The organism is Capnocytophaga sputigena, from assembly GCF_900446695.1.
Taxonomy (GTDB): domain Bacteria; phylum Bacteroidota; class Bacteroidia; order Flavobacteriales; family Flavobacteriaceae; genus Capnocytophaga; species Capnocytophaga sputigena.
In genome coordinates this window covers 298,383-313,747 of sequence record NZ_UAVP01000007.1, presented here as the reverse complement: position 1 = coordinate 313,747, position 15,365 = coordinate 298,383, and the positions used below count along the sequence as shown (strand labels likewise).

General features: G+C 39.5%; 14 protein-coding genes. 9 read left to right on the top strand and 5 right to left on the bottom strand.

Going from position 1 to position 15,365, the window contains the following annotated elements; translation table 11 throughout:
- Nucleotides 1–124 precede the first annotated feature (124 nt).
- Entirely contained in the window at nucleotides 125–1,468 is a 1,344-nt protein-coding gene (gene dgt, locus DR017_RS05325) for a dGTP triphosphohydrolase (RefSeq protein WP_002677551.1), read from the bottom strand.
- A gap of 135 nt (nucleotides 1,469–1,603) precedes the next feature.
- Between dgt and DR017_RS05320 the strand changes: the two genes are divergently transcribed.
- The 5 genes from DR017_RS05320 to DR017_RS05300 all read left to right on the top strand — a co-directional run bounded on the left by DR017_RS05320 (nucleotide 1,604) and on the right by DR017_RS05300 (nucleotide 7,035).
- Nucleotides 1,604–3,751 (top strand): S46 family peptidase, encoded by a 2,148-nt coding sequence (locus DR017_RS05320; RefSeq protein WP_002677494.1) that lies wholly within the window; start codon nucleotides 1,604–1,606, stop codon nucleotides 3,749–3,751.
- Between the two features lie 30 nt (nucleotides 3,752–3,781).
- Nucleotides 3,782–4,735: a hypothetical protein gene (locus DR017_RS05315; RefSeq protein ID WP_002677572.1), complete on the top strand. Its 954-nt coding sequence runs from the start codon at nucleotides 3,782–3,784 to the stop codon at nucleotides 4,733–4,735.
- A gap of 29 nt (nucleotides 4,736–4,764) precedes the next feature.
- On the top strand, nucleotides 4,765–5,538 hold the full coding sequence (locus DR017_RS05310) for a YdgH/BhsA/McbA family protein (protein ID WP_002677426.1): 774 nt from the start codon (nucleotides 4,765–4,767) through the stop codon (nucleotides 5,536–5,538).
- A gap of 70 nt (nucleotides 5,539–5,608) precedes the next feature.
- Nucleotides 5,609–6,271 (top strand): deoxyribose-phosphate aldolase, encoded by a 663-nt coding sequence (gene deoC, locus DR017_RS05305; protein ID WP_002677531.1) that lies wholly within the window; start codon nucleotides 5,609–5,611, stop codon nucleotides 6,269–6,271.
- A complete protein-coding gene (locus tag DR017_RS05300; RefSeq protein ID WP_002677162.1) occupies nucleotides 6,271–7,035 on the top strand; it encodes an exodeoxyribonuclease III in 765 nt (254 codons plus the stop codon). The genes deoC and DR017_RS05300 overlap by 1 nt, the downstream gene beginning before the upstream one ends.
- A gap of 70 nt (nucleotides 7,036–7,105) precedes the next feature.
- On the opposite strand, the gene DR017_RS05295 is transcribed toward DR017_RS05300, so the two are convergent.
- The 4 genes from DR017_RS05295 to DR017_RS05280 all read right to left on the bottom strand — a co-directional run bounded on the left by DR017_RS05295 (nucleotide 7,106) and on the right by DR017_RS05280 (nucleotide 10,370).
- The gene (locus DR017_RS05295; RefSeq protein ID WP_002677341.1) at nucleotides 7,106–8,113 is read right to left on the bottom strand and encodes a 3-oxoacyl-ACP synthase III family protein; all 1,008 of its coding nucleotides are present in this window, start codon (nucleotides 8,111–8,113) and stop codon (nucleotides 7,106–7,108) included.
- Nucleotides 8,114–8,132: 19 nt separating this feature from the next.
- A complete protein-coding gene (locus tag DR017_RS05290) occupies nucleotides 8,133–9,095 on the bottom strand; it encodes a type I phosphomannose isomerase catalytic subunit (RefSeq protein ID WP_002677546.1) in 963 nt (320 codons plus the stop codon).
- A 109-nt stretch (nucleotides 9,096–9,204) separates the two neighbouring features.
- The gene (locus tag DR017_RS05285) at nucleotides 9,205–9,642 is read right to left on the bottom strand and encodes a hypothetical protein (RefSeq protein WP_002677614.1); all 438 of its coding nucleotides are present in this window, start codon (nucleotides 9,640–9,642) and stop codon (nucleotides 9,205–9,207) included.
- 8 nt (nucleotides 9,643–9,650) lie between these two features.
- Nucleotides 9,651–10,370 carry a nitroreductase family protein gene (locus tag DR017_RS05280; protein ID WP_002677268.1) on the bottom strand — a complete coding sequence of 240 codons (720 nt, stop codon included), beginning with the start codon at nucleotides 10,368–10,370 and terminating at the stop codon, nucleotides 9,651–9,653.
- A gap of 156 nt (nucleotides 10,371–10,526) precedes the next feature.
- On the opposite strand from DR017_RS05280, the gene rsmH reads away from it, so the two are divergent.
- Genes rsmH through DR017_RS05260 form a run of 4 tightly spaced genes read left to right on the top strand, consistent with a single transcriptional unit; the run spans nucleotide 10,527 to nucleotide 15,296 of the window.
- Nucleotides 10,527–11,441, top strand: coding sequence for a 16S rRNA (cytosine(1402)-N(4))-methyltransferase RsmH (gene rsmH / locus DR017_RS05275; protein WP_002677157.1), 915 nt, complete (start codon nucleotides 10,527–10,529; stop codon nucleotides 11,439–11,441).
- A gap of 21 nt (nucleotides 11,442–11,462) precedes the next feature.
- Nucleotides 11,463–11,789 (top strand): FtsL-like putative cell division protein, encoded by a 327-nt coding sequence (locus DR017_RS05270; protein WP_002677480.1) that lies wholly within the window; start codon nucleotides 11,463–11,465, stop codon nucleotides 11,787–11,789.
- A gap of 23 nt (nucleotides 11,790–11,812) precedes the next feature.
- Complete coding sequence (locus DR017_RS05265; RefSeq protein ID WP_002677246.1) at nucleotides 11,813–13,831, top strand: PASTA domain-containing penicillin-binding protein; 2,019 nt, start codon at nucleotides 11,813–11,815, stop codon at nucleotides 13,829–13,831.
- Between the two features lie 4 nt (nucleotides 13,832–13,835).
- Entirely contained in the window at nucleotides 13,836–15,296 is a 1,461-nt protein-coding gene (locus DR017_RS05260; RefSeq protein ID WP_002677395.1) for a UDP-N-acetylmuramoyl-L-alanyl-D-glutamate--2,6-diaminopimelate ligase, read from the top strand.
- Nucleotides 15,297–15,365 lie beyond the last annotated feature (69 nt).

Genomic DNA, 15,365 nt, shown 5'->3' with positions numbered 1-15,365 from the left:
TTCATTTCTTCATTGCGGTTGCAAAAGTACAACTATTTTCAATACCTGCAAATTTTTTGAAGACTTTTTTTCATTTTTTTTTAAACTTTTTTCAAACACCACTGATAATGAATGTTTTGCATTATCACATATTTGAGGTGCGACTGGCAGTTTTTAGGTGTAATTCCAGTGCATTGCTATCGGTAAGGCTCGCTACATAGCAGGTAATGCCCATCACTTTATCGTATATCGACCCCTCTTTACGGTACTTTTCAGGTAGTTTTTTTAGCAAAAGTTTGTCAAATGATGTTTCCCTTCCATTCTCACTGTTGATAATTGCCGTAAAAAAGATGTCTAATAGATGTTGTAAAATCACATAACCCGAAACTTCTTTCTCTACTACTTCGTCCGATTGGTAGATGCGTTCCACACTGCAATCGATTACATCGGTGATTTGATGACGGTATTTACTATTATATAATAAGGACTGATGAAAATCACCTGCGAGAATCGCCTCTTCATTTTGTAAGAAAATGTCGGTAGCATCTTGTACCAATGCCCCAATCACTACAGCACGCAAATAGGCAATACGCTCTTCTTTGGTTTGCAGTTTAGTGTATTTTTGAGTATTGATACGATTATCGATAATAGCCCCTAAATATTCTAATGCTAATTCTTCGCTGATGAGCCCCAAGTTGATACCATCTTCAAAATCAATAATAGTATAGCAAATATCATCGGCAGCCTCTACCAAGAAAGCCAACGGATGGCGCGCATAACGCAATTCCCCTGCCTCACTATTCGATTTGAGTCCTAAAGTTTCTGCTACTTCTTTAAAGAAAGCCTTATCGCCTTGGAAGAATCCATATTTTTTATCGGCTATTCTATTGGTTGGGCGTATAGGCAATGATTCTTTAGGATATTTAGTAAAAGCCCCCAAAGTAGCATAGGTAAGGCGCAAACCTCCTTCTACTCCTAAGCGCGTTTCGTTGAGAATTCTAAAACCATTGGCATTCCCCTCGAAGTTACACAAATCGGCATACTCGGCATCACTGAGCAGGTGCTTGATAGCTGTTCCTTTTTTAAACTGAAAAAACTCACCTATCGCTTTTTCACCACTATGCCCAAAAGGTGGATTACCAATATCGTGTGCTACAGCTGCTGCTGCAATAATAGCCCCAAAATCATTGGTTTGATACCCCAATTCGCGCAAATGAGGGTATTTGTTGAGCAGATGTTTACCTACCGAACGCCCCAAACTGCGCCCTACCACCGACACTTCTATACTATGAGTGAGGCGGGTATGCACAAAACCTGTTTTAGAAAGCGGAATTACCTGTGTTTTATCTTGCAGACTGCGAAAAGCACTTGAAAAGACCACACGATCGTAGTCCATATCAAAACTGAGACGTGTTTCGTCCTCTTTGAGGCGAGGTCGTGGAGTAATATCGCCGTATTTATTTAATGAAAGTAAATTTTCCCAATTCATATTTTTTCAATTAACAATTGACTATTAAAAATTAACCTACGTAGTATTCAATCCGCAAAAATACAAATAATTTGTAAATTAATGATTTATTAGAAAAATATTCCTTACATTTGCGCACTAATTTAAATCAATACTATGAAAAAAATCAACTTTATTCTACTACTTCTTACCTTTTACTTCTTACCTTTTACTTTAACAGCTCAACAAGGTGGTATGTGGATACCCTCTCTTCTCGAAGGTATGAATGCTAAGGAAATGAAATCCTTAGGTATGAAAATGTCAGTAAGCGATATTTATAGCATCAACAAATCAAGCTTGAAAGATGCTGTACCTCATTTCAATGGCGGTTGTACTGCCGAAATAATTTCTAATCAAGGACTCTTGCTTACAAACCACCACTGTGGTTACGGACAAATACAGGCACATTCGTCTGTGCAAAACGACTATCTTACTGATGGTTTTTGGGCTAAAAATCTATCGGAAGAATTACCTAACAAGAATTTGGTAGTTACCTTTATCGTTCGCATTGAAGATGTAACCAAAAAAGTACTCGCCGACACACAAAACCTCAGTGATGAAACCCTACGTAAAGCCCAAATACAAAGAAATATTGCCTCTTTAGTAAAAAACTCACCTAAAGAAAGCTGGCAAGAAAACCGCATTCGTGCCTTTTATGAAGGCAACCAATATATCCTTTTTATAGTTGAGACCTTTAAAGATGTACGCTTAGTAGGCGCTCCCCCTTCCTCTATTGGTAAATTTGGTTCTGACACTGATAACTGGGTGTGGCCTCGCCATACGGGTGACTTCTCTCTCTTCCGTGTCTATGCCGATAAAAACAATCGCCCTGCCGAGTACTCCAAAGACAATGTCCCCTATCGCCCTAAACACTTCTTCCCCATCTCACTCAAAGGCGTGAAAGCCGGTGATTTCACAATGGTCTTTGGCTATCCAGGTCGTACTGAAGAGTACCTTCCTGCCGTAGCCGTAGAGCAAATTGTGAATGTACTCAACCCTGCTAAAATAGGTATTCGCGATGTGATTCTCAAAACCCAAGACGGATTTATGCGCGCCAATAACGAAATAAAAATCAAATATGCCTCTAAATATGCCAGTGTTGCTAACTATTGGAAAAAATGGATAGGCGAAACTCAAGGTTTGAAAAAATCGAATGCTGTGGCTATCAAACGCGCTCAAGAACAGAAATTTATAAAAGAAGTTGAAAAACGCGGTAAAACTGCTGAATACGGACATATTTTACCTCAATTTGCTGAAAAATATGCTAAAATACAAGATTATGCTTTAGCAGCCGACCTCTATTGGGAACTCGCTCAACGCAATATCGACCTAATTGCCAATGGTTACAAAATACTCCAACTTCGCAATGCGCTACGCGAAAAAGGCTCTCAATCGTTCGTTGATCGCAAGAAAAACCTTTTAAACAACTTTGAAACTGTATTTAAAAACTACGACCTCAATGTAGATAAAGCTGTGTTTGAACAAGCGATTAACTACTACGCTAAAACAATGCCTAAAGCCTTGCTATCTCCTAATCTTCAGCAATTTGACGCGCACACTTTGGCTGATAAACTCTACAAAGAATCGTTTTTAGCCTCTAAAGCCGAAATGGATAAAGTGCTTAACCTCCCCGATGATGCTTTTGAAAAACGCCTCAAAAACGATGTGGGAGTGCAGTTTGTAGAGCAAATCATCTCTCATTTCTACGAAACTGTAATGCCTACTTATCAAAACTTAGATGATGAAATTACAGCTCTACAACGTACCTATATGAAAGCCATTTTAGAGTTTTCTAAACCTCAAGACCGTATCTTCCCCGATGCTAATAGCACCTTGCGCGTTACTTATGGCAAGGTAGCGGGCTATTCACCTTTAGACGCTGTAACTTATGATTATATGACTTATTTAGATGGGGTAATGGAAAAATATGTACCGAACGATTACGAGTTTGATGTACCTGCTAAATTGCGTGAACTCTACGAGAAAAAGGACTATGGCATCTATGGCGTTAATGGTAAAATGCCAGTGTGCTTTATAGCGACCAATCACACCACAGGAGGAAACTCAGGAAGTCCTGCTATTGATGCGCAAGGCAACCTCATCGGGCTTAATTTCGACCGCGTATGGGAAGGCACAATGAGTGATATTCACTACGATCCTAAAATATGTCGCAACATAATGGTAGATATGCGCTATGTGCTTTTCATCATTGATAAATACGCTGGAGCAGGCTATCTGTTAAACGAAATGAAACTGGTAAAATAATGACGAGTTACGAGTTATGAATGACGAGAAATGAAACTCCTTACACTTTACATATCATTATTTTATCTCATAGGCTGTAACCTCTTTCAAGGGCAACAACCAGCAGAGGGAAGTGCTATAGTAGAGGAAAAGCAGGTAGAAACGTTTGTGCCAGTGGAGAAGGAGTTGTATGTCATTGATAAGGAAGAACGGGAAGATTATTATCTTTTCGGAGAGAAAATAAAAATAAGTGCAGAAGGAACTGAGTTTTACAAAACTAACAGAGGAGATTATATAAAAAAGAAAGATGTAGGCGATTGGAATACCCTGAAAACTAAAATCACTGGGGATGATCTTATAAAAAACGTAGATATTAACGGAAATTCTAACGATAGTATCTCTAAATACCTGAGTATAGATCAAATTTCTTATAAAGAATATCAAGAAGCTCTTAGAAATAAGATAGATTTTCTCATAGAAGACACCCTTGCAATTGTAAAAAAGAATAGCAAACTTACCTTCCCTTGTGAGCATAAAACAGTTTATCTAAAAGACCAGTCTGATAACGTTGAAGATCCTTTTTCTACAACCTATGCTTATGTAGGGAATGTTCCTATTCTCAATCAATATTTAGTTTTTGAAGATTCTGAAGATTTTTATGCTTATATTTTTATAGATAAAACCACTGGTAAGCAAACTGATTTTGAGCGTTTTCCCTTTCTCTCTCCCGATAAGAAGTATATCATTACAATAGGGAGAGCTTATGAGGATTTAGTGGGAACGATTTCTTTGTATCGCATAAAAAGCATTAAACCATTTGTGATTGAAACTTTAGTAAATGAATACACAAAATGGTGGGCAGCCTATGATTTTGATAAAGAACCCATCTTTTTTAGTAAAAATGGTTTCTTATACGCCCCGATGAATGTTATCCCAAACTTTTTTGACGAGCATAATAATCCTAACAAACAGCGAATGTATATCAAGATAGGAATTAGAAATTAGAAATTAGTAAACAGCATTATAACTAATCTATGAAATACTTTATCTCTCTTATTTTAACACTATTGTTTGCTGGCTGTAACCTTTTTCAAGGGCAACAGCAGGCAGAGCAAGATGTAGCTCTTACTGAAGAACCTCAAATACAAACAGAAACTTCTGCTAAAGAGGTTAAACTTACAGAAAAAGAGCTTTTAGAAACAATGGGAGATACTTCTGACACTAAGGATTTTGGGAAATATTTTACTATAGCAAAGATTTCAAAGCAGGAATATCTACAAGCATTGAAACATCGCTATTATTTCTTCACTAACAACAATTTAAGAATTGAAAAACAAGATGGTGTGATTGAACTTCCTTGTAAAAATAAAATCGTTAGAATGGAAGACACTGAGCAATCTGAAAATGATGGAGATGCTGAAATATATGATTATTTAGGTGAAATACCTGATTTAAATCAATATGTAGTGAGATACACGGTTTATAGAGCTCAAGAAATTCTTTTTATTGATAAACAAACAGGTAATCAGACTAAAATGGAGGGCGAACCGCTCTTATCACCTGATAAAAACTATGTAATAGGAACACATAGCAATGCTTTGGGAACATTTTTAATGTTTTATAAAGTAAAACAAGCAAAATCATTCACTTTAAAAGAACTTATTACTGTTACCCCTCAATATTGGACAATTGATTACAATGAAAAAGAACCAATATTCTTTAGCAAAAACAACTATCTGTATATATCTATAACATTTAAAGAAAATTACAATCAACGAGAATATATTAAAATAGGTATTAGGGATTAGGTTTCAGGTGTTAGACATCAGGTATCAAACATCACACTTTCTTATCTCTTACCTCTTAACTAAAAAAACTATGGAATTAAACAAACTAATTGACCACACGCTTCTAAAAGCTACAGCTACCATTAGCGAGATTGAAACTCTTTGTAAAGAGGCTGTGGACTACGATTTTTATTCGGTATGTGTGAATAGCGGCTATGTAGCAACTGCTAAAAAATTCTTAGCTGGCACTGATATCAAGGTGTGTAGCGTAGTAGGCTTCCCCTTAGGAGCAATGTCGGCTAAAGCTAAATATTTTGAAACAGGTGAAGCCCTTGCCGATGGTGCTGATGAGATTGATATGGTGCTGAATGTAGGTTGGCTTAAATCAGGGAAAACCAATCAAGTATTGGATGAAATTATCGCTCTTAAACGCTGTGTGGGTGAAAACCGCGTGCTGAAAGTTATCCTCGAAACTTGTTACCTTACTGATGAAGAGAAACGCTTGGCTTGCCGTTTAGCCCTTGATGCTAAAGCCGATTTTGTGAAAACTTCTACAGGCTTCGGTACGGGGGGTGCAACACTCGACGATGTAAAACTGATGAAAGAATGTGTGCAACACAAGGCTAAAGTGAAAGCCTCTGGAGGTATACGCGACTATGAAACAGCTATGCAATACGTAAACCTTGGCGTAGAACGCATAGGTACTTCTAACGGAATTGCTATCTTAAAAGGAGAGAAAGGAACCGGCTACTAATGAAGATTATCAGTTACAATGTAAATGGCATACGGGCTGCCCTCACCAAAGGCTTTGCCGATTGGCTGAAAAGTGCTAATCCCGATGTATTATGTCTGCAAGAGATAAAAGCCCTTGAAGACCAAATACCTACAGAAATATTTACCGAATTAGGGTATACTTACCAATATTATCACAGTGCCGAAAAGAAAGGTTATAGTGGTGTGGCTATTCTTTCCAAAATAGCACCCAAACACGTGGAAGTGGGCACAGGAATTGATTATATGGACAAGGAAGGACGGGTGCTTCGTGCTGATTTTGAGACACTCTCAGTAATGAGTCTCTATTTGCCCTCAGGCACCAACATTGATCGTTTGGATTTCAAACTCACTTTTATGGCTGACTTCCAAAAGTACATTGATAAGCTCAAACAAACAGTGCCTAACCTCGTTATCTGTGGTGATTACAACATCTGTCACGAGGCAATCGATATACACGACCCCGTGCGCAATGCTACAGTATCAGGCTTCTTGCCCGTAGAGCGCGAGTGGTTAGACAAGTTTATGAAGAGTGGTTTTATTGACAGTTTTCGTTACTTTCACAAAGAGCCACATCAGTACTCGTGGTGGAGCTATCGCGCTAATGCTCGCAACAACAACAAAGGTTGGCGGATTGACTATCATTTAGTATCTACCCCTTTAGAAAACCGAATGGAGCGTGCGCTTATACTCCCTGAGGCAAAACACAGCGACCACTGTCCTATTGTATTAGAAATTAGAAGTTAGGAGATAGAAAAAAGCTGTTGAACAAATTGTAATGTTCAACAGCTTTTTTTTATTGTCTGCCACGCTGTGGCTACCAACGAATGATGGCACTTGCCCAAGTGAAACCACTACCAAAGGCAGCAAGTACTACGAGGTCGCCGTCCTTGATTTTGCCTTGTTGAACTGCTTCAGTAAGAGCAATAGGCACAGAAGCGGCGGTAGTGTTACCGTATTTCATTATATTGTTAAACACCTGCTCATCAGTGAGTTTGAATTGGTGTTGTACAAATTGTGAGATACGCAAATTAGCTTGGTGAGGAATCAGCATATTGATATCTTCGCGAGAAAGTCCGTTAGTTTTTAGTCCTTCTTCAATCACTTCGGCAAAGCGCACTACAGCATTTTTAAATACAAACTGACCGTTCATATTAGGATAATAACTCACATCATCGGGGTCGTTTTCAGCTAATAATTCGGTTACCCATTTGGTACCTACCCCTGGAGTTATCATTGCTAATTGCTCGGCGTGCTCGCCTTGGCTGTGCAAGTGAGTAGAGAGAATGCCGCGTTCGGGGTCATCGGAGCGAGAAACGATAGCAGCACCTGCGCCATCACCAAAAAGCACTGCCATATTGCGACCGCGTGTGCTCATATCTAAGGCAGGTGATTGGGTTTCAGCACCTATCACAAGGATATTTTTGTACATACCCGTTTTAATATACTGATCGGCTACTGAAAGGGCATAGATAAAGCCCGAACATTGGTTGCGAATATCGAGAGCCCCTACAGTAGGCAAACCTAATTCTTTTTGTACTAACACCCCGCAACCAGGGAAATAAAAGTCGGGACTGAGGGTTGCAAACACAATAAAGTCTATTTCTTCTTTATTGATTTTAGCGGCTTCAATAGCTTTTAAACTCGCTTTCACTCCCATTGAGGTAGTAGTATCAGAACCTCTTAATGCGTGACGACGTTGCTGAATACCGGTGCGTTCTTGAATCCATTCATCGCTAGTATCCATTAGTTTCGACAAGTCGTCGTTAGTAACTACATTGTCAGGGACATAAAATCCTAATCCCTTAATTCTTGATGTATACATATTTTTAGTTTTTAGTTGTCTAAATAAACACTTCTAATAAATCCATCCCTTTAGTTTTCACCTCTAACTTGTGGCAAGAAGCAGGGAAAAGCACTGTTTCACCTTGTTTGATAGGCAATTCGGTAGTGCCATCACCGATGGTACCTTCACCTTTTACGCACATATAGATATGGAAAGAATCATCTTGAGCAAGCGACTTCTCAAAACCTGCTGTAAGAGGCAATAAATTAGTAATAAAATAAGGGCAATTCACCACTTTGTTCACCTCATTAGCATTTTGAGTGTACTGCACTTTAAAGTCGTCTTTCTTCTCATAGTCGATGGCATCGAGAGCGAGTTCAGTGTGGAGTTCACGCAAGTTGCCATTTTTATCGCGACGGTTGAAGTCGTACACGCGGTAGGTGATGTCGCTAGTTTGTTGTATTTCGGCAATGATAATTCCCTTACCTATGGCGTGCACTTTGCCTGTATTGATGAAGAAAGTATCGCCGTCTTTCACTTTTTCATAGTTGAGAATATCAGTAAGCGTACCATTGTCTAAATGCTGTTGATACTCTTCTTTGGTAACCGTTTTGTTGAATCCTACAATCAATTCAGCACCTGCATCAGCGTGAAGCACATACCACATTTCGGTTTTACCAAAAGAATTGTGGCGTTCTTTTGCCAATTTATCGTTAGGATGTACTTGTATAGAGAGGTCTTCACGTGCATCTATAAATTTAATAAGGATAGGGAAATCGCGACCAAAACGCTGGTGTACGTGTTTGCCTAATAGTTCATTAGGGTACAAATCAATAAGTTCTTGGAGACTTTTACCTTCAAGAGCGCCGTTGGCTACTATGGAGATATCGCCTGGTACTCCTGATACTTCCCAGCTTTCGCCTGTAATATCACTTTCAATAGGTTTGTTGAATAATGTTTTTAGCTTAGTGCCTCCCCAAAGACGTTCTTTGAGGATGGGTTTAAATTTTATTGGATACATTTTTATTAAGGTTGTTAATTAAACAGGGCAAAGATAATAAATAATTACGAATGACGAATAATGAATGACGTTTTTTTCAATTAAATAGTCCTTTCTTATACTGTTGATTTCAATAATGCAGCATAAAAATATAGGCAGGAATTGCTATAACAGCCGATAAACCCACAGCTAAAGTAGGTAGCATTATAAGTCCGTATATCAAAAATGTGATAACATCTATGGTGAGAAAATAGTTTTTGGAATTGAAAGAAGTTTTCTTTTTTAGAACAATAGGGAGGAGTATATAAAGTAGGAATGGAGCAATAACTAAGAGTTTGTTGAGGGTATTCAGCACCCAATCACCATGTCTATACGATTCAAAGAGCAGCATCATAGGTACAGCAAAAGTTCCTACAAGGGCTTGTAATCCTTCTAATGAAAAGGAATGTAACTCAGGCATTCCTAATTTTGTTATATGATTGAATACATTGTAAAGACAAACTAATATTATATAGCAAATTACCACAATATAGCCATTACGCTTTATATTTTTAGTGAGTAAATTCATATTTTCTGTTATTTATGCCTATACACTTCTTCGAAAGGCAATCTAAACCTTTCACCCCATATACCGCGTTCTTCGCGAAGGCCACAAGCTACAACCATAGTCACCTCAGCCCCATAAGGCAAGTGCAAAAGTTTCTTAATACGACGGCTATCATACCCACCTAAGGGACAAGTATCATACCCTTCCTCTGCCATTGCTAACATAAAAGTTTGCGCTACAAGCCCGCAGCTTTTATGTACATCCACGCGCATATCACTTTCAGAGAGTTCTCGCACCATAGGGCGAAACCAACTGATGACCACCCCAAACAGTTTGCGAAAAGCACCTAGTAAGCCGAAAAAACGACTGTATACAAAGGGGATTAGTTTGCCGTAATACCTCTCTCTATCTTTAATGCGTTTGGCTTGACGTTCAGGCGGACTGTTGCGCTGTATATTACCGCGCTCAAATTCCAAAATCATCTCAGCGTGCTGACGGTGTTTGTCTTGTCGAGTCACGAAAACGACCATCTGTTGTGCCGTGGTTGCTGAAAGCTGCCCCAAACAGACTTGTGCTAATTTTTCTAACAAAGTTTTATCAGTAATATGATAAAACTCATACAGTTGCATGTTGAAACCACTAGGTGCTAGTGTAGCGAGCCTAAGGCATTCACGCACCTTTTCCTCACTAATGGGCGTAGGAGCGAAATAACGTACCGCCCTGCGGAAATTTAAAATATCTTTTAACATAGGATTAGTGTTTAGCAGTCAGCTAAAATTACCGACATTTCTTGTCAATTTTTAGTTTATGGCAGCAAATTTACAAAAAGAAACTGAAAAAAACAAACTATTGCTAATTTGCTAATTATTTGTACCTTTGCCCTTTGATTTAGAACATTCTGTAATATGAACGATAATTCCTCTTATCACATTCCCGTTTTGTTGCAACAAAGTGTTGAGGGTTTGGCAATTAAGCCCAATGGCACTTATGTAGATGTCACCTTTGGCGGCGGCGGTCATTCGCGTGAAATCCTCAAACATTTAGGCAATGAGGGGCGACTTTTTGCTTTCGACCAAGATACTGATGCAGCTGCCAATGCAATAGCCGACGACCGTTTTACACTCATTCAGCAGAATTTCAAATATTTGCGACAATACTTGCGTTTCTATGGTGTTACGCAAGTAGACGGGGTTTTAGGTGATTTTGGGGTTTCTTCTCATCAATTTGATGTAGCCGAACGCGGTTTTTCTACTCGTTTTGAAGGTACTTTGGATATGCGTATGAACCAAAATGCAACGGTTTCGGCTAAAGAAATTGTAAATGAATATGATGAAGAAGATTTAAGCCGATTGTTTTTCAACTATGGCGAACTAAAAAATGCCAAAGCTATCGCTCGAGCGATTATCAATTATAGAGCACAAAAGCCTATTCAATTAGGCAGTGAGTTACAAGAAGCTGTAAAGAGTTTTCTACCCAAGTTCAAAGAAAACAAAGTGTTAGCGCAAATCTATCAGGCGATACGCATAGAGGTAAATGGCGAAATGGAGGCTTTAGAATCGTTTTTATTACAACTGCCCGATGTGGTAAAACTTGGGGGACGCATCAGTCTCATCAGTTATCACTCGCTTGAAGACCGTGCCGTGAAACGCTTTATACGCGACGGACAATTAGAAGGTACTCCCGAAAAAGATTGGTTTGGCAATGTGTCAGTTCCGTTTAAAAAAGTAGGCGGACTTATCACTCCTACCGATAGTGAAATTGCAATGAATAACCGAGCGCGCAGTGCTAAACTTCGCATTGCTGAACGCATAAACGCTTAATTCTTAACTTTTAGATAAAAAATGGGAAGAGCTACCGACGAAATTAAAAATATACTACGCGGAAAGTTTTTTGTAGGCAAAGACGCTTTTAAAAGCTGGATGTTTGTAGGCTTTCTGTTTGTGCTGATTATCATAGTGATTACCAGCTCACAGCGGGTAGATGCTAAAGTACACCAAATAGCCAAACTGAATGAAGAGGTGAATGAACTCAAAAGTCAGTTTGTGGATGTGCGTTCGCGTTTGCAGAAAGTGCGATTAGAATCATCACTATTAGAGCAATTAGATTCTAAAGGACTGAAACAGCCAGAGAAACCACCACAAAAAATTAAAGTAATCGTAGAAGAATAACATAACAAAAAGGAGATAAAGCATTGGAAAAAAGCGACAAAAAAATAACAGCTCGCACTTATTTCGTAGCATTGGTAATCCTGCTAATGATTGTAGTGATTGCCATAAAACTTATCAAAATACAAATAGAGGGAGAGGAATATCGCGCCAAAGTAGACGAAACTACCTTGCGCGAGGCTGATATTATTCCCAGTCAGGGCAATTTATACTCCGATGATGGGAGTTTATTGGCTACCTCGGTAACTCGTTACGATATTCGTTGGGATGGGATAGCCCCTTCTAAAGCCAATTTCAACAAATATGTAAAGCCGTTGAGCGATTCACTTTCAAAAATGTTTGGTCGTCCAAGTAACTACTATTTGAATCTACTAAAAAAAGAGCGCAATTTAAAGAATAGATACCTGCTGATAGCTAGCAATTTAGGTTATAGTGAATACGCGCGTATCAAAAAATTTCCACTATTTGACAAAGGTCCTTACAAAGGGGGAATTATTATAGAGAAAAACATCAAACGCGAATATCCGTTAGGTGGAATTGCCCACCGCAGTATTGGTTATGCCCGTACCGATGAAACTGGTTACACTACCCGCGTAGGGCTTGAAGGTGCTTATGCCAATTACCTTTTGGGCACCAAAGGACGACGTTTAGAACAGAAAATTGCCAAAGGACAGTGGAAACTCGCCAGTGGGTTTGATATTATAGAACCTAAAGATGGTTATGATGTAGTCTCTACTATCAACATCAACATACAAGATATTGCACACCACGCTCTGCTCACCCAGCTTAAAAAATACAAAGCGCAACACGGTTGCGTGATTGTAATGGAAGTGAGTACAGGTGAGATAAAAGCTATTTCTAACCTCGAATTGAACAAGAAAAGTGACACTTACACTGAGCGTTATAACTTTGCTATAGGCGAAGCTCACGAACCTGGATCTGTATTCAAATTGATGACAGTTGTCGCTGCTATGGAAACCCGCAATATCGACACCACTTATGTAGTGGATATAAAAGACGGGAAACAACAGTACTACGATAAGACTTTTCAGGATTCACAACATCACTTCACAGGGCGTATTAGCTTAAACAAAGCCTTTTCGGTATCCTCAAACGTGGGGATGACCGAGTTAGTACACTCACTATTTGCGAAAAACCCTTCGGATTTTACCACTCAATTGCTAAGTATGAACCTCAACCAGCAGTTAGGTTTGCCCATATTAGGAGAAGGAGAGCCTTTTATTCCTACACCTCGCGACAAACTGTGGAGTGGGGTAACCCTCGAATCTATGTCAATAGGTTATGCTGTGAAAATCACCCCCTTACAGAGCTTAGCTTTCTACAATGCTATTGCCAATGGCGGAGTAATGGTAAAACCCCGAATGATCAAGGAAGTAAAAGAATGGAATAAGACGATAGAAAAGTTTAATGTTGAGATTATCAACGGAAAAGTGTGTTCTAAACAAACAGCTGATAAAGCTAAAGGAATGCTTGCCGATGTGGTGAGGCGCTCATACGGATCGGGACATCGCCTCTATTCTCCCGATTTTTCGATGGCAGGCAAAACAGGAACTGCTCGTAAGAACTACGCCAATGCCGATGCAAGCAAACTGAGTTATATATCCTCATTTGCAGGTTTTTTCCCAGTAGATAACCCCAAATACTCTTGTATAGTAGTCATTCACGAACCCGACCGCAGTGTAGGGATTTACGGTGCCGATGTATCGGGACCTGTTTTCAAAAGTATAGCCCATAAAATCTATACTAACTCACTGTTGATGGACACCGTAGAAGATGTAGAAAATGTATCGGAAAAGACTACTAAAAACTATGAAGATTACTACGCTAAGGCTGCAAAATACAAAACTGTAATGCCCGATCTTACGGGTATGAATGTAATGGACGCTATTGCCCTACTCGAAAATATGGGCTTACGAGTAAAATTTTCGGGCGAAGGCAAGGTAAGTAGCCAGTCAGTTGCTAAAGGCACCAAAGTAGCGAACAATACCATAGTAGTTTTACAATGTGGAGAATTAACTAATTAACATTATGAATTTAAAAACATTACTTAAAAACATCTCTATAAAAGCTTCTCTTTATGAAGAAGACAAACCTATTACTTCCGTTTGCTTTGATTCTCGCAAGGTAGAAAAAGGAAGTATGTTTGTTGCTATCTCTGGCACTCAATCTAACGGACACGAATATATAGACCAAGCCACTCGCAGTGGGGCAACCGCTATCGTCTGTGAGCAATTACCCCAATTGCTTTTCCCCGACGTGAGCTATATCATTGTACCTAATACCCATAGTGCCTTAGCTCTTATCGCGGCTAACTTCTATGGCAATCCTTCCGAAAAACTTACCTTAGTAGGTGTTACAGGCACTAACGGAAAGACTACTATTGCAACGCTTCTCTACCAATTGTTTAGAAAAGCAGGACAAAAAGCAGGCTTGCTCTCTACCGTAGCAGTATACATAGACAACCAACGTTTTGAAGCAACTCACACCACCCCCGACCCTCTTCAACTAAATCATTATCTACACTTAATGGTAGAACAAGGGGTGAAATACTGCTTTATGGAGGTCAGTTCACACGGTATCGACCAGCATCGCACCGAAGGACTACAGTTTGCAGGTGGTATTTTCACTAACCTCACCCGCGATCACCTCGACTATCACAAAACCTTCGCTGCCTATCGCGATGTAAAAAAACGCTTTTTCGATGCATTGCCTGCTACCGCTTTTGCCTTAGTAAACAACGATGATAAGAACGGGGCTTTTATGCTACAAAACACCAAAGCCCAAAAGAAAACTTACGCTCTCAAAACCTATTCAGATTATAAAGCTTATATCATCGAAAGCAGATTTGACGGCTTGTTGTTGCGCATCAATCAGCACGAGGTATGGACAAAACTCATAGGGGAGTTCAATGCCTATAACCTTTTGGCGGTATATGCAGCAGCTACACTTTTAGGTATTGACGAACTTGAGGCGCTTACACTCATCAGTGCTATAGAGCCCGTAGCTGGGCGTTTCCAGTACGCCGTATCGGTTACGGGAGTAATTACCATCGTAGATTACGCTCATACCCCCGATGCCCTTGAAAACGTTCTAAAAACCATCAACGATATACGCACTCACAACGAGACACTCACTACTGTAGTGGGCTGTGGCGGCAATCGCGACAAAGGCAAACGCCCTATAATGGCTGATATCGCTACAACCCTCAGCGATAATGTCATCCTCACTTCCGACAACCCTCGCAACGAAGAACCTGAGACGATTCTTGCCGAAATGGAACAAGGGGTACAGCCACAACACTTCCACAAAGTACAAACCATCACCGACCGTCGTCAAGCAATACAATCCGTTTGTAAGAATGCCAAAAAAGGTGATATCATCCTCATCGCCGGTAAGGGACACGAAACTTACCAAGAAATTAAAGGCGTAAAACACCATTTTGACGACTTTGAAACCGTCCGAGAGTTTTTAGAATTGTACAAGAAGTAGGAGTTAGGAGTTAGGAATTAGAAAATAGAAGTTAGACTTTGCTAAGAGTTTTAGGACTCTTAGCAAAGT

What these genes read in the sequence shown, in the direction of transcription:
- DR017_RS05300 (WP_002677162.1), top strand. Translation starts at nt 6,271, where the DNA reads ATGAAGATTATCAGTTACAATGTAAATGGCATACGGGCTGCCCTCACC.
- rsmH (WP_002677157.1), top strand. Translation starts at nt 10,527, where the DNA reads ATGAACGATAATTCCTCTTATCACATTCCCGTTTTGTTGCAACAAAGT.
- DR017_RS05310 (WP_002677426.1), top strand. Translation starts at nt 4,765, where the DNA reads ATGAAATACTTTATCTCTCTTATTTTAACACTATTGTTTGCTGGCTGT.
- DR017_RS05290 (WP_002677546.1), bottom strand. Translation starts at nt 9,095, where the DNA reads ATGTATCCAATAAAATTTAAACCCATCCTCAAAGAACGTCTTTGGGGA.
- DR017_RS05320 (WP_002677494.1), top strand. Translation starts at nt 1,604, where the DNA reads ATGAAAAAAATCAACTTTATTCTACTACTTCTTACCTTTTACTTCTTA.
- DR017_RS05270 (WP_002677480.1), top strand. Translation starts at nt 11,463, where the DNA reads ATGGGAAGAGCTACCGACGAAATTAAAAATATACTACGCGGAAAGTTT.
- dgt (WP_002677551.1), bottom strand. Translation starts at nt 1,468, where the DNA reads ATGAATTGGGAAAATTTACTTTCATTAAATAAATACGGCGATATTACT.
- DR017_RS05315 (WP_002677572.1), top strand. Translation starts at nt 3,782, where the DNA reads ATGAAACTCCTTACACTTTACATATCATTATTTTATCTCATAGGCTGT.
- deoC (WP_002677531.1), top strand. Translation starts at nt 5,609, where the DNA reads ATGGAATTAAACAAACTAATTGACCACACGCTTCTAAAAGCTACAGCT.
- DR017_RS05260 (WP_002677395.1), top strand. Translation starts at nt 13,836, where the DNA reads ATGAATTTAAAAACATTACTTAAAAACATCTCTATAAAAGCTTCTCTT.
- DR017_RS05295 (WP_002677341.1), bottom strand. Translation starts at nt 8,113, where the DNA reads ATGTATACATCAAGAATTAAGGGATTAGGATTTTATGTCCCTGACAAT.
- DR017_RS05280 (WP_002677268.1), bottom strand. Translation starts at nt 10,370, where the DNA reads ATGTTAAAAGATATTTTAAATTTCCGCAGGGCGGTACGTTATTTCGCT.
- DR017_RS05285 (WP_002677614.1), bottom strand. Translation starts at nt 9,642, where the DNA reads ATGAATTTACTCACTAAAAATATAAAGCGTAATGGCTATATTGTGGTA.